Genomic DNA, 13,294 nt, shown 5'->3' on the forward strand with positions numbered 1-13,294 from the left:
TTGCGCGGCACGCGACGTCGATCTGGCCCCGTCGAAAGCGGACGGATGCGCGACAGCCGCCCCAGCAATCCCGGCATGGCACGCGTCGCGCACGGCGCCTGGCTACGCCGATTTCCGCCCCTTGCGCTTTTTCACCCGGTCATGATGTCTGCTTTCCTGTCTTCTCTCGCGCGCCGCTTTGCGCGCCGCCTCGCCCCCCCTGCCCGTCATCCTGTCCCGAAGATCGCCCGCGCCGCCGTGCGCCCATGCGCGGCGCTGACGGTGTTCGCCTGCGCCGCGCTGTGCGTCGCGACGCCCGCCGACGCACGCCATCGCACGACGCACCCGTCGGTGAACGTGAGCACCGTATTGCCGCGCCAGGTGATGCTCGGATTCGAGCGGGCCCACGTGCCGCTATCGGACGTGAGCGTCGTCATCGAGAAGGTCGGCGACCGCACGCCGATCGTCGCGCTGAACGCGGGCAAGCCGATGCTGCCCGCCTCGACGATGAAGATCATCACCACCTGGTCGGGCCTGTCGATGCTCGGGCCGGACTACCGCTGGCGCACCAGCGCCTACGCGGACGGCACGCTCGACGCGAACGGCATCCTGCACGGCAACCTGTACATTCGCGGCACCGGCGACCCGAAGCTCGTGCCCGAGGAACTGATCGACCTGGTGCAGAAGATCCGCAAGGCCGGCATCAACGGCATCGACGGCGCGCTCGTGCTCGACAAGCAGTACTTCGACATTTCCACGCGCGACCTGCCGCCGTTCGACGACGACGTCACCGCGCCGTACAACGTCGGACCCGACCCGCTGCTCTACGCGTTCAAGTCGCTCACGTTCACGATGACCCCGTCGCGCGACGGCCGCGTCGCGATCGACGTGCTGCCCGAACTGTCGCAACTGCGCATCGACAACGCGCTGCGCGAAACGCGCGGCCCGTGTCGCGGCGACGTGCCGACACCGCGCATCGCGCAGCAGCCCGATGGCACGGTCACCGCGGAATTCACCGGCGAGCTGTCCGAGCGCTGCGGTCCGCGGGCGATCAACATGGCGGTGCTCGATCATTCGGCGTTCTTCGCGGGCGGCTTTCTCGCGCTGTGGCAGCAAAGCGGCGGCACGTTCACCGGCACGACGCGCGACGGCGCGGTGCCGCGCGACGCGCGCCTCGTCGCGATACACGACGGCCCGACGCTCGCGGACGTCGTGCACGACATCAACAAGTTCAGCAACGACACGATGGCGCGCAATCTGTTCCTGACGCTCGGCGCGGTCCGGCTCAAACCGCCCGGTACGCTGCAGAAATCGCGCGAGACGATCGAGACGTTCCTGCAGCGCCAGGGGCTCGACACCACGTACCTGACGATCGACAACGGCTCCGGGCTCTCGCGCGACGCGCGCGTGACGGCGCTCACGCTCGCGGACGTGCTGCAGGCGGCCAACGCGAGCCCGGTCGCGCAGGACTTCGTCAATTCGCTGCCGATCGTCGGGGTCGACGGCACGATGCGCAACCGTCTGACAACCGCGCCCGTGCGCGGCAATGCGCACATCAAGACCGGCACGCTGCGCAACGTCCGCGCGATTGCGGGCTATGTCGCATCCGCCGACGGCGTGAGCTACGTGGTCGTGAGCCTGATCAACGATCCGCGTGCGGAAGCCGCGCGCGCGGCGCACGACGCGCTGCTCGAATGGGTCTACCAGGGACCGACCGAGCCGATCCGCGAGGTCGACCCGGAGCCGCGCCGCAAGCCCAGGAAAAACCCGCACTGGCGCCACCCCCACTGAGGAACTCCTCTAGCGAAGCCGCGCGCGACAAGCCCCGGAGCGTGTACGCTTGCGGGCAGTGTTGAGCGCGCATCTCGCGTTTGCGGACCGGTCTGCCGGGACCGCCAGACCACGCCGCCGGCCATAACGACAACTTCCGCCGCGGCACTCGCGGCGGCCAGGGACCACGGAGGAAGACGGACATGCAATTCGATGCCGAATTGCTCCTGCTTGCCATGGCGCCGGTCTTCCTCGCGTGCATCGGCTGGGAAGCGTGGCACCTGCATCGCACGCGCCCCGGCGCGCAGCTCTACAGCTGGCGCGACACGCTCTGCAACGCGGCGCTCGCGCTGATGCAGCAGGCCGCGGACAAGCTCGCCTGGCTCGCGGTCATTCCCGTCTATGCGTATTGCTACGATCACTTCCGCGTGCACACGTGGCAGCCGGGCTGGCGCTCGTTTGCGGTGCTGTTCGTCGCGCAGGATCTGCTCTACTACGTATTTCATCGCTGCAGTCACCGCGTGCGCTGGTTATGGGCCGCGCATGTCGTGCATCATTCGTCGGAGCGCATGAACCTGTCGACCGCGTTTCGCCAGAGCCTGATGTACCCGGTCGCCGGCATGTGGGTGTTCTGGATTCCGCTCGCGGTGCTCGGCTTTCCGCCGCGGCAGATCATCGCGATCGTGCTCATCAACCTCGCGTTCCAGTTCTTCGTGCACACGCAGACGGTCGGCAAGCTCGGCTGGCTCGAATACGTGCTGAACACGCCGTCGATCCATCGCGTCCATCACGCGCGCAACGACCGCTATATCGACCGCAACTACGCGGGCGTGCTGGTGATCTGGGACCGGCTGTTCGGCACCTACGTCGAGGAAGATCCGCGCGACGCACCGGTCTACGGCATCGTCGAGCCGCTGCACACGTACAACCCGCTGAAGGCGACGTTTCACGAATGGGGGTCGATGGCCGCCGACTTCGTCGCGGTGCGGGGCTGGCGCAACAAGCTGCGCGCGCTGTTCGCCCCGCCCGCCTGGGCGGCCGCCTGGCACGCGCGGCGCGCGGGCGAGGACGGCGGGTGCGGCGCAGGCAGCGTCACCGGCAGCAATGCCGGCAGCAATACCGGCGGCGCTCGCGCGCTGGACCTGCCGCAACGGCCCCCGAAGATTCTGTAAGCGGCCGCCGCGCCGCGCAAGCGGAGGGCGCCACCTGCATCACATGGCAAAGGCCATCTACGAGGAGATGAAATCAAAATGAAACAACAGGGAACCCCCCATCGAGCCATGCTTCGCCTCACCCAGGCCGCGCTTGCCAGCGCCGCGTTCGCGATGCTGACGGCCTGCGGAGGCGGCGGCAGCAGCAGCAACGCGAGCAGCACGCCGGCGGGCGGCGCTAACCTGCAAGTCGTCTCGTTCGGTGACAGCCTGTCGGATGTCGGCACCTATTCGCCGGTGATCGCGGCGGACTTCGGCGGCGGCCGCTTCACGACCAATCCGGGCGAAATCTGGACGCAAAAGATCGCGGAATACTACGGCGGCACGCTGACGCCGGCCTATGAAGGGGGCTTCGGCGACCCGCTCGTGGCGACCGGCGGCTACGGCTACGCGCAGGGCGGCTCGGACGTCACGGTGGCGCAGGGCTTGGGCTGGGCGCCGAACAACATGGCGGCCACGACCGTGCCGGTCGCAACGCAGGTGTCGGAATACCTGAGCGCACATGGCAGCTTCAACTCGGGACAGCTCGTGCTCGTCAACGGCGGCGCGAACGACATCTTCCAGACGCTGGAAAACTCGAGTTCGCTGACGGCGATCGAAACCGCCGCGACCACCGCGGAAACCAGCACTGCCGGCCAGCCGGCCGCGGTGGTGCAGCAAGCGGTAGTGGGCGCGATTGCCCAGACGATCGCGTCGATGCAACTGGGCCAGGCGGCCGAAGCGATGGCGAGCGAGGTGGTCGGGCCGATCCTGAAGGGGGGCGCGACGCGCGTCGCGGTGATGAACGTGCCGGACATCGGCAACACGCCGATGGGCGTCGCGGAGGGCACCCAGGGCGCCTCGCTGCTGACCGCGATTACCGCGGCCTACAACTACCTGCTCGAAACGTCGATCAGCACCGCGCTCGGCGCACAGCCGACCAACGGTGTCTGGACGCTCGCGTCGGGCCAGAAAGTGGTGTGGATCGATACGTTCACGTGGCTCGACGGCACCGCGCTGCCGAACGCGCAGGCCGAAGGCTTCACGGTGACGAACACGGCCACCGCCTGCAACCTGACGCAAATGGAAACCAATGCGACCGCGTACGCGACCGCCAATCCGTCGGTGCTGACCGGTACCGGGCTGACGGCTGCGGAGTACGGCACGCAATTCGGCTCGTCGCTGTTCTGCTCGCCGCAGACGCTGGTGGCGTCCAACGCCGCGACGACCTACATGTTCGCGGACACGGTGCACCCGACGACGGCGTTGCACGCGCTGTTCGCGCAATATGTGGAGCAGCAGTTCGTCGCCGCGGGCTTCGGCAACTGATGCCGTGCCGGCCGCTACGGCCGGCACGCCGCACGACCGCGCGCGCACTTCGACACCCCGCTTGCCGCAAGGCAGCGGGGTGTTTTAACGTGGGCAGCGGACCGTACCGAGCCCGCCGGGCATGCGTGAAAAGACCTAGTGCTGCTGCGCTTCGAACGCGGCGGCGGCACGCCCGAGGCGATCGTTGACCGCGATCCACTCGATCGTCTCGGGCAGTTTTTCGATCAGGATGCGCTCGACCTGGGCGCAATCCAGCGCGCGCAGCAACCCGTACAGTTCGCGCGCGTACAGGTGCGGCTCCTCCGGTGCGGCAACGAAATGCACATGCGGTGCATCCGCCCACTGGCCGGCGCGCGACGCACGCGCGACGAGCGCCACCGGCTCGTCGCCTTGCCGCGCGCCGAGCAGCGCTTCGAGCGTCTCGAACGGCGCCAGCACGAGCGGGGTGCGCGGCGCGTAATGCGCCTTGAGCGTGCCCGACGCGCGCGGCGCGGTGGCATCCGAGCCATCCGGCAGACGCGGCGCTTCGCCGAGGACTTCGGCGATATCCTGCGGCGTGATATGGCCTGGCCGCAACAACGCGGGGAAACCGCGCGACAGATCGAGAATGGTCGACTCGATCCCGACCTCCGACGGACCGCCGTCAAGCACGTGAATCGTGCCGCCGAACTCGTCGCGCACGTGCTGGGCGGTGGTGGGGCTGACATGCCCGAAGCGGTTCGCCGACGGCGCCGCGACGCCGCCGTGACCGTCGCGCAGCGCGCTGAACGCGCCGAGCAATGCCTGCGCGACCGGATGCGACGGACAGCGCAGCCCGACCGAGTCCTGCCCGCCGCTCACCGCCGCGGAAATATGGGCCGCGCGCTTCAGGATCAGCGTGAGCGGGCCCGGCCAGAACGCGTCGATCAGCCGCAGCGCCTCCGGCGGCACCTGCGCGGCCCAGTAGCCGGGGTCGCCCTGCGGCGCGAGATGGACAATCACTGGATGATTGGCGGGCCGCCCCTTGGCCGCATAGATGCGCGCAATGGCCTCGGGGTTTTGCGCATCGCCGCCGAGCCCGTAGACGGTTTCGGTGGGAAACGCGACGAGTTCGCCCGCGGCGAGCAGGGCCGCAGCGTGCGCGATCTGGGCTGCGTCCGGCTGCACCGCGCCGGCGGGGCGTGCTTGATCCGTCATGGCGACGTGCGTCTCAGCTCTGGGGAATATGCAGCAGGCGCACGCAATCGCGCGCCGCGGTGCGGGCCTCGTCCAGCGACGCCGCCGTGAAGTTGACGTGCCCCATCTTGCGGCCGGGCCGCGCTTCTTCCTTGCCGTACAGATGCAGGCGCGCGGTCGGCATGGCCGCCACCTCCTGCCACGGCGGCGTGACCGGCGCGCTTTTGGCGCCGTCCGGAAACCAGACGTCGCCGAGAATGTTCAGCATGACCGCCGGCGAATGCTGCCGCGTGTCGCCAAGCGGCATGCCGGTCATTGCGCGCACCTGCTGCTCGAACTGGCTGGTCGCGCAGGCGTCGACGGTATAGTGGCCGGAATTGTGCGGACGCGGGGCCATTTCGTTGGCCACCAGCGTGCCGTCGTCGAGCACGAAGAACTCGACGCACAGCACCCCGACATAGCCGAGCCGCGCGGCGATCTGCAGCGCCGCCTGCTGCGCCTGCACGACGAGCGCCGCGCTCGCGTCCGGCGCCGGCACGATCGTATGCGCGAGCACGCCGTTGCGATGCACGTTCTGCGCGAGCGGATACACTGCCGAAGTGCCGTTCGCGCCGCGCGCGATCAGCGCCGACACTTCGAACTTCAGCGGCAAGCGTTTCTCCAGCACGCAGGGCACGCCGCCGAGCGACGCGTGCGCCTCGCGCACTTCGTGCGCATTGGCGACGCGCACCTGGCCCTTGCCGTCGTAGCCGAGGCGCGCGGTCTTCAGAATGCCGGGCAGCACGGCCTGGAGCGCCGCGTCGTCGAGCGCGGCGAGCGCTTCGGACGATTCGATCACGACGTGCGGCGCAACCGGCACGCCCGATCCGGCGATGAAGCGCTTCTCCGCGATGCGGTCCTGGGCGATCGCCACACAGCGGCCCGCCGGACTCACGAAGGTGGTGCGCGCGAGGAAATCCAGGCTCGCGGCCGGCACGTTCTCGAACTCGGTGGATACCGCAGCGCACAGCCGGGCCAGTTCGGTGAGCGCCGCTTCATCGTCGTATGCGGCGCACAGGTGGCGGTCCGCGACGGTGCCGGCCGGGCTCGTCGCGTCCGGATCCAGCACGGCGACGCGGTAGCCCATGGCCTGGGCGGCGAAACAGAACATGCGGCCGAGCTGGCCGCCGCCGACCATGCCCAGCCATGCGCCGGGCAGGATGGCGGAAACCGGGGCATTGTCCGGCGTCATCTCGGTCTCCCGACCCGCCGCGCCCGCGGAAGCCGAAGCGTCCTCGTGAGCATGCGGGTGAAGTGAGCGTGGGGATTGTGTCATCTCAGTGATCGGTCACAGCCGGCGCGCCAGGGGCACGCCGGCGTCTTACGGAATGGATGCGGGCACCTACAGCGCAGGCAACACCATCGCATGCGCGGCTTCGTTCTGGCGCACGCGGAACGCCGCCAGGCGGTTCGCATGATCGGCCGACGTGACGCTCAGGATCGACACCGCGAACAGCGCCGCGTTGGCGGCACCGGCCTCGCCGATCGCAAACGTCGCGACGGGCACGCCCTTGGGCATCTGCACGATCGAATGCAGCGAATCCACGCCCTTCAGGTACTTGCTCGCCACCGGCACGCCGAGCACCGGCACCGTGGTCTTCGCCGCCAGCATGCCCGGCAGGTGCGCGGCGCCGCCGGCGCCGGCGATGATCGCGCGCAGGCCGCGCTCGCGCGCACCCTCGGCATACGCGAACATCTCGTCCGGCATCCGGTGCGCGGAGACCACGCGGGCTTCGTACGGCACGCCGAACTCCTGCAGGATCGCAACGGCGTGTTTCATCACTTCCCAGTCGGAGCTGGATCCCATCAGCACGCCGACAAGCGGGGCGGCATGCGTGTGAGCAGTCTGGGCGGATACGGCTTCACTCATGTCTCAGGCTTCCTTTTGCGCGGGCGTCAGGCGAGCGTTTGCCCGGTCAGGCGCTCGAGCGCCTCCTGGTACTTCGCCGCCGTGCGGGCAACGACGTCCTCCGGCAGCTTCGGCGCGGGCGGCTCTTTCTTCCACGGCTGCGTTTCAAGCCAGTCGCGCACGAACTGCTTGTCGAACGACGGCGGGTTCGTGCCGACCTGGTACTGGTCCGCCGGCCAGAAACGCGACGAATCCGCGGTCAGGGCCTCGTCCATCAGGTAGAGCTTGCCGTCGTTGTCGAGACCGAATTCGAACTTGGTATCGGCAATGATGATGCCGCGCGTCGCCGCATAATCGGCCGCTTCCTTGTACAGGCGGATCGAGATGTCGCGGATGGTCGCCGACAGTTCGGTGCCGATGCGCCGTTCCATCTCGTCGTACGTGATGTTTTCGTCGTGATGCCCCATTTCCGCTTTCGCGGCGGGCGTGAAGATCGGCTCGGGCAGCTTTTGCGCGTTCTGCAAGCCAGCGGGCAGCGCGACGCCGCACACCGAGCCGCTCGCCTGATAGTCCTTCCAGCCGCTGCCCGCGAGATAGCCGCGCACCACCGCCTCCACGAGGATCGGTTCGAGGCGCTTGACGACGACCGCGCGGCCCCTCACCTGCTCCGCCTCGTCCGCCGCCACGACCGACTCGGGCGCGACGCCGCTCAGGTGGTTCGGCACGATGTGCTTCAGCTTGTCGAACCAGAAATTGGCCATCTGGTTCAGCACGCGCCCCTTGTTCGGAATCGGCTCGCCCAGCACGACGTCGAACGCCGACAGACGGTCGGTCGTGACGATCAGCAACTGGTCGTGGCCCACCGCGTAGTTGTCGCGGACCTTGCCGCGGCCGAGCAGCGGCAGCGAGCGGAGGGAGGATTCGTAGAGGGTAGACATCGTCGTAGTTCGCTAAAAAGGGGACAACGGTGGGACGACAAGAGGCGGCAACAAATAGCAAGCGCCGTTCCCCTATCTTGCGGGAACGGCGCTACGGACGGCAACCTGGCCGGACGGCCAGGGCCGCGCGATACCGCCCGTATCAGCGAACGACTTGCGCGAGCGCGCCCGACTGATACTTCTCCGCCATTTTATCAAGGGCGACCGGCTTGATCTTCGCGCCCTGGCCTTCGCAGCCGAACTGCACGTAGCGGTCGAGGCAGACTTTCTTCGTCGCTTCGCGGGCCGGCTTCAGGTAATCGCGCGGATCGAACTTGCCCGGATTTTCCGCCATGAAGCGCCGGATTGCACCGGTGATCGCCAGACGCAGGTCCGTGTCGATGTTCACCTTGCGCACGCCGTGACGGATGCCTTCCTGGATTTCCTCGACCGGCACGCCGTAGGTTTCCTTCATGTCGCCGCCGAATTCGCGGATTTCCGCGAGCAGCTCCTGCGGCACCGACGACGAGCCGTGCATCACGAGGTGCGTGTTCGGAATGCGCGCATGGATTTCCTTGATGCGCTGGATCGACAGGATGTCGCCCGTCGGCTTCTTGCTGAACTTGTACGCGCCGTGCGACGTGCCGATCGCGATGGCGAGCGCATCGCACTGGGTCAGGCGCACGAAGTCGGCGGCCTGCTCCGGGTCGGTGAGCAGCTGTTCGCGGGTCATCGTGCCGTCGGCGCCGTGGCCGTCTTCCTTATCGCCCTTCATCGTTTCGAGCGAGCCGAGCACGCCCAGTTCGGCCTCGACCGTCACGCCGATCGAATGCGCGAGCTCGACCACCTTGCGCGACACGTCGACGTTGTATTCGTATGACGCAACGCTCTTGCCGTCGGCCTGCAGCGAGCCGTCCATCATCACGCTCGTGAAGCCGCTGCGGATCGCCGCCATGCAGACGGCCGGCGACTGCCCGTGGTCCTGGTGCATCACGACCGGAATATGCGGATAAGACTCGACCGCGGCCTCGATCAGGTGACGCAGGAACGCCTCGCCCGCATATTTGCGCGCACCGGCGGACGCCTGCATGATCACCGGCGCGCCGACCTGATCGGCCGCCGCCATGATCGCCTGCACCTGTTCCAGGTTGTTCACGTTGAACGCCGGCAGCCCATAGCCGTTTTCGGCGGCATGGTCCAGCAACTGACGCATTGATACGAGAGGCATGCTTTACTCCTTAGATTGAAACAAATCCTGTGCCGTCGGCATCTATTATTGCGATTCTATCGCGATGCAAACCGCGTTCCCGCGCGCAAGCCGCGCCGTCCACCGGGACCACCCGGCTCACGGACGACGCGCTGCGCGCGAAGAGACGCCGCGGGTGCATGCGGCGTGCCGATCGGGGGCAACCTGAAGCGTGCAGCCGGTCAGTACGGTTCGCCCACCCGCACGATCTTCAGCGTATTCGTCCCGCCGGCCTGGCCCATCGGCTCGCCGACGGTCAGCACGACCATGTCGCCGCGCGACGCGTAGCCCTTGCTCACCACCGTTTCGAGCGCCTGCTGCAGCGCCGTGTCGCGGTCGCTGCTGGTATCCAGATGCAGCGGCGTCACGTTGCGGTAGATCGACATGGCCCGCTCGCTGCCGACGCGCGGCGTGAGCGCGAAAATCGGCACGTGAATCCAGTGGCGCGACATCCACAGCGCGGTGGAACCGGATTCCGTCAGCGCGACGATCGCCTTCGCGCCCAGGTGGAACGCGGTGAACAGCGCGCCCATGGCGATCGACTGGTCGATACGCGTGAACGTGCGGTCGAGGAAATCCTTGTCCAGCTCCGACTGCTCCGACTTTTCCGCTTCGACGCAGATCGCCGCCATCGTCTCGATGGTCTGCACCGGGTACTTGCCGGCCGCCGATTCCGCCGACAGCATCACCGCGTCGGTGCCGTCGAGCACCGCGTTCGCGACGTCGGACACTTCGGCGCGGGTCGGCACCGGCGCGTGGATCATCGACTCCATCATCTGCGTGGCGGTGATCACGAACTTGTTCGATTCGCGCGCCATCCGGATCATCCGCTTTTGCAGCGCCGGCACGGCGGCATTGCCCACTTCCACGGCCAGATCGCCGCGCGCGACCATGACGCCGTCGGATGCGTCGAGAATGCCCTGCAGCGCCGGAATCGCCTCGGCGCGCTCGATCTTCGCGATCATCTTCGGCTTGATGCCGAACGGCGCGCCGGCGATGTTCGCGAGCTGGCGGGCCATCTCCATGTCGGTGGCGTTCTTCGGGAACGATACCGCGACGTAGTCCGCGCCGAGCGACATCGCCGTGCGGATGTCCTCCATGTCCTTCGCGGTCAGCGCGGGCGCGGTCAGGCCGCCGCCCTGGCGGTTGATGCCCTTGTTGTTCGACAGGTCGCCGCCGATGCGCACGACCGTGTGAATCTCGGTGCCGATCACGCGCGCGACGTCGAGCACGATCAGCCCGTCGTTCAGCAGCAGCACGTCGCCCGGCTTCAGGTCGCGCGGCAGATCCTTGTAGTCGAGGCCGACGCGCTCCTCATTGCCGAGTTCGCATTCGGCGTCGAGGATGAACGGCGTGCCCGCCGCGAGCGTGACCTTGCCGTTCTCGAACTTGCCGACGCGGATCTTCGGTCCTTGCAGGTCCGCCATGATGGCGACTTCGCGGCCGGCCTGGCGAGCCGCCTCGCGCACGAACTCGGCGCGCTGGCGATGGTCGTCGGCGGTGCCGTGCGAAAAATTCAGACGTATCACATCGAGCCCTGCGCGAATCATTTGCAGCAGGATTTCCGGCGTGCTGGAAGCCGGTCCGATGGTGGCGACAATCTTGGTGGCGCGATGCATGAGTCTCCTCGTGAGAAAAGTATCGCTGGAATGAGCGCTGCGAGACAGGTGCGGAGGCTGCGCACCAGAGGATGCTGCCAGGGGCGGCGCGCCGGTTCGCGCCGGCGTCGCTTTGTGGGATGAAGCGGTGTTCGAGATGAGCGCGCGCAACGCGAGCGGCACGGACGGTGCCGCCGGCGGCGCGGCCGGGCCGCTGCGAGGTGCTGCGGGCGCGCCGGCGGCGGGCCCGATGGTCGACTCTGCGAGCGCCACGTCCGCCGGCGTCTGCGCGTCGAGCGCGGACGCGGCGGGTGAAGCCGATGAAGCGGATAAAACGTCTGAAGCGGACAAAGCGGAGGATACGGGCGAAGCGGACGCCGCCGGAGCGGAACGCGTTGGGCGCTCCCCCCTGGCGGCCGGCTTCGCGGTGCGGGCCGCGGTGCCCTGGGCTTGCGCCTTCGCGCGCGGCCGGGCCGGTTTTGCCGAGGGGGAGCGGGTCGCCACGTCAGGCCCGCGCTTCCAGCACCGCGACGGCCGGCAGCTTCTTGCCTTCGAGGAATTCGAGGAAGGCGCCGCCGCCTGTCGAGATGTAGCTCACCTTGTCGTGAATCCCGTATTTGGCGATTGCGGCGAGGGTATCGCCGCCGCCGGCAATCGAGAACGCCGGCGAGCGGGCGATCGCTTCGGCCAGCGTCTTCGTGCCGTTGCCGAACTGGTCGAACTCGAACACGCCGACCGGACCGTTCCAGACGATCGTGCCGGCCTTCTCCAGCTGGGCCGCAAGCGCCGCGGCGGTCTGCGGGCCGATGTCGAGGATCAGGTCGTCGTCCTCGACGTCGGCCACCGCCTTGACTTCGGCCGCCGCGCTCGCCGAGAACGCCTTGGCGGTGACGACGTCGGTCGGAATCGGCACCGACGCGCCGCGCGCCTTCGCCTGCTCGATGATCGCCTTCGCCTCGTCGACGAGGTCGGCCTCCGCGAGCGACTTGCCGATCTTCAGCCCGGCCGCGAGCATGAACGTGTTCGCGATGCCGCCGCCGACGATCAGCTGGTCGACCTTCTCGGCGAGCGACTTCAGGATGGTCAGCTTGGTCGACACCTTCGAGCCGGCGACGATCGCGACGAGCGGACGCTTCGGCGCGCCGAGCGCGCTGCCGAGCGCGTCGAGTTCTGCAGCGAGCAGCGGGCCCGCGCAGGCGATGCCCGCATACTTCGCGATGCCGTGGGTGGTCGCCTCGGCGCGGTGCGCGGTGCCGAACGCGTCGTTCACGTAGATGTCGCAGAGCTTCGCCATTTTCTGCGCGAGTTCGTCCGAGTCCTTTTTCTCACCCTTGTTGACGCGGCAGTTTTCGAGCAGCACCACGTCGCCCGGCGCGACCTGCACGCCGTTCTCGACCCAGTGCGCGACGAGCGGCACGTCGCGGCCCAGCAGCTCGGCAAGACGCTGCGCGACCGGCGCGAGCGAGTCTTCCGGCTTGAATTCCCCTTCGGTCGGACGGCCGAGGTGCGACGTGACCATCACCGCGGCGCCGGCGTCGAGCGCCGCGCGGATCGCCGGCACCGAGGCGCGGATGCGGGTGTCCTCGGTGATGTGGCCCGCGTCGTCCTGCGGAACGTTGAGATCGGCGCGGATGAACACGCGCTTGCCGGACAGCTTGCCTGCGGCGATCAGATCGGAAAGACGCAATACCTGTTTCATGGGCGTGGGGTTGCGGTTGAATGGAGGGCTGAGACGGACGCTGCGCGCGCGTGGCCGGCGCGACGGGTCTGGCTGGCCGACCCACCGGCGCGGCGCCGCCGGCATTGGCCGCGTGATGGCGCAATGAACCGGGAGCCCGCTATTTTACCCGATCCCTCCGCGGCGCAGGCCCGGAACTGCGTGAATGTCGCGTATTTGGCCACAATGCGGCAACGCGGGGCGGCGCGCTGCGCCGCAACATGCGCCCCTTCCGGCCGGCTCGCGAAGCCGGCCGGCCGCGGCGCACGCATGCCCGCTGCGTGCCGGCCCGCATGCCGGCCCGCGTGCCAGCCCGAACGCCAGCCCGAACGCCAGCCCGCATGCCAGCCCGCATGCCAACCCGCATGCCGGCTGCGCACCGGCCATGCGGGTGCCCGGCTCGCGCGCCGCGGCTGCGTCGCCGCGCCCGTGGTCCGGGCAAAAGACGCTAAAATAACGGACTTCGCCGCGTGCCGGACACAGGCATCCGATCCGGCGGCCGGCG

10 protein-coding genes are annotated in these 13,294 nt (G+C 68.4%); 3 read left to right on the forward strand and 7 right to left on the reverse strand.

All coding sequences use genetic code 11. The annotated features are described in order from the left end of the window. Positions 1-141: 141 nt before the first annotated feature. The 3 genes from dacB to AC3AP7_RS13555 all read left to right on the forward strand — a co-directional run bounded on the left by dacB (position 142) and on the right by AC3AP7_RS13555 (position 4,268). The gene (gene dacB / locus AC3AP7_RS13545; RefSeq protein ID WP_475762172.1) at positions 142-1,770 is read left to right on the forward strand and encodes a D-alanyl-D-alanine carboxypeptidase/D-alanyl-D-alanine endopeptidase; all 1,629 of its coding nucleotides are present in this window, start codon (positions 142-144) and stop codon (positions 1,768-1,770) included. A gap of 182 nt (positions 1,771-1,952) precedes the next feature. Next, positions 1,953-2,921: a sterol desaturase family protein gene (locus tag AC3AP7_RS13550; RefSeq protein WP_475762170.1), complete on the forward strand. Its 969-nt coding sequence runs from the start codon at positions 1,953-1,955 to the stop codon at positions 2,919-2,921. 78 nt (positions 2,922-2,999) lie between these two features. Then, complete coding sequence (locus AC3AP7_RS13555) at positions 3,000-4,268, forward strand: SGNH/GDSL hydrolase family protein (RefSeq protein WP_475762168.1); 1,269 nt, start codon at positions 3,000-3,002, stop codon at positions 4,266-4,268. 135 nt (positions 4,269-4,403) lie between these two features. Here the strand turns inward: AC3AP7_RS13555 and AC3AP7_RS13560 are convergent, their stop codons facing one another. The 7 genes from AC3AP7_RS13560 to AC3AP7_RS13590 form a co-directional block, all read right to left on the reverse strand. After that, positions 4,404-5,444, reverse strand: a complete 1,041-nt coding sequence (locus AC3AP7_RS13560; RefSeq protein WP_475762166.1) for an L-threonylcarbamoyladenylate synthase — start codon at positions 5,442-5,444, stop codon at positions 4,404-4,406. Between the two features lie 13 nt (positions 5,445-5,457). Beyond that, positions 5,458-6,654, reverse strand: a complete 1,197-nt coding sequence (locus AC3AP7_RS13565) for a 5-(carboxyamino)imidazole ribonucleotide synthase (protein ID WP_475762164.1) — start codon at positions 6,652-6,654, stop codon at positions 5,458-5,460. A 150-nt stretch (positions 6,655-6,804) separates the two neighbouring features. Further along, positions 6,805-7,332 (reverse strand): 5-(carboxyamino)imidazole ribonucleotide mutase, encoded by a 528-nt coding sequence (purE, locus tag AC3AP7_RS13570; protein ID WP_475762162.1) that lies wholly within the window; start codon positions 7,330-7,332, stop codon positions 6,805-6,807. Between the two features lie 26 nt (positions 7,333-7,358). After that, positions 7,359-8,249: a phosphoribosylaminoimidazolesuccinocarboxamide synthase gene (locus tag AC3AP7_RS13575; RefSeq protein ID WP_475762160.1), complete on the reverse strand. Its 891-nt coding sequence runs from the start codon at positions 8,247-8,249 to the stop codon at positions 7,359-7,361. A gap of 142 nt (positions 8,250-8,391) precedes the next feature. Continuing rightward, positions 8,392-9,456, reverse strand: a complete 1,065-nt coding sequence (fba, locus tag AC3AP7_RS13580) for a class II fructose-bisphosphate aldolase (protein WP_475762158.1) — start codon at positions 9,454-9,456, stop codon at positions 8,392-8,394. 200 nt (positions 9,457-9,656) lie between these two features. Continuing rightward, complete coding sequence (pyk, locus tag AC3AP7_RS13585) at positions 9,657-11,093, reverse strand: pyruvate kinase (RefSeq protein WP_475762156.1); 1,437 nt, start codon at positions 11,091-11,093, stop codon at positions 9,657-9,659. 484 nt (positions 11,094-11,577) lie between these two features. Next, positions 11,578-12,771: a phosphoglycerate kinase gene (locus AC3AP7_RS13590; RefSeq protein ID WP_475762154.1), complete on the reverse strand. Its 1,194-nt coding sequence runs from the start codon at positions 12,769-12,771 to the stop codon at positions 11,578-11,580. Positions 12,772-13,294 lie beyond the last annotated feature (523 nt).

The sequence above is a fragment of the Paraburkholderia sp. PAMB 6770 genome (assembly GCF_057748135.1).

Excerpts from the sequence above, each read along its gene's own strand:
- purE (WP_475762162.1), bottom strand. The coding sequence starts at position 7,332 with ATGAGTGAAGCCGTATCCGCCCAGACTGCTCACACGCATGCCGCCCCG.
- dacB (WP_475762172.1), top strand. The coding sequence starts at position 142 with ATGATGTCTGCTTTCCTGTCTTCTCTCGCGCGCCGCTTTGCGCGCCGC.
- AC3AP7_RS13560 (WP_475762166.1), bottom strand. The coding sequence starts at position 5,444 with ATGACGGATCAAGCACGCCCCGCCGGCGCGGTGCAGCCGGACGCAGCC.
- AC3AP7_RS13590 (WP_475762154.1), bottom strand. The coding sequence starts at position 12,771 with ATGAAACAGGTATTGCGTCTTTCCGATCTGATCGCCGCAGGCAAGCTG.
- AC3AP7_RS13565 (WP_475762164.1), bottom strand. The coding sequence starts at position 6,654 with ATGACGCCGGACAATGCCCCGGTTTCCGCCATCCTGCCCGGCGCATGG.
- fba (WP_475762158.1), bottom strand. The coding sequence starts at position 9,456 with ATGCCTCTCGTATCAATGCGTCAGTTGCTGGACCATGCCGCCGAAAAC.
- AC3AP7_RS13575 (WP_475762160.1), bottom strand. The coding sequence starts at position 8,249 with ATGTCTACCCTCTACGAATCCTCCCTCCGCTCGCTGCCGCTGCTCGGC.
- pyk (WP_475762156.1), bottom strand. The coding sequence starts at position 11,093 with ATGCATCGCGCCACCAAGATTGTCGCCACCATCGGACCGGCTTCCAGC.
- AC3AP7_RS13550 (WP_475762170.1), top strand. The coding sequence starts at position 1,953 with ATGCAATTCGATGCCGAATTGCTCCTGCTTGCCATGGCGCCGGTCTTC.
- AC3AP7_RS13555 (WP_475762168.1), top strand. The coding sequence starts at position 3,000 with ATGAAACAACAGGGAACCCCCCATCGAGCCATGCTTCGCCTCACCCAG.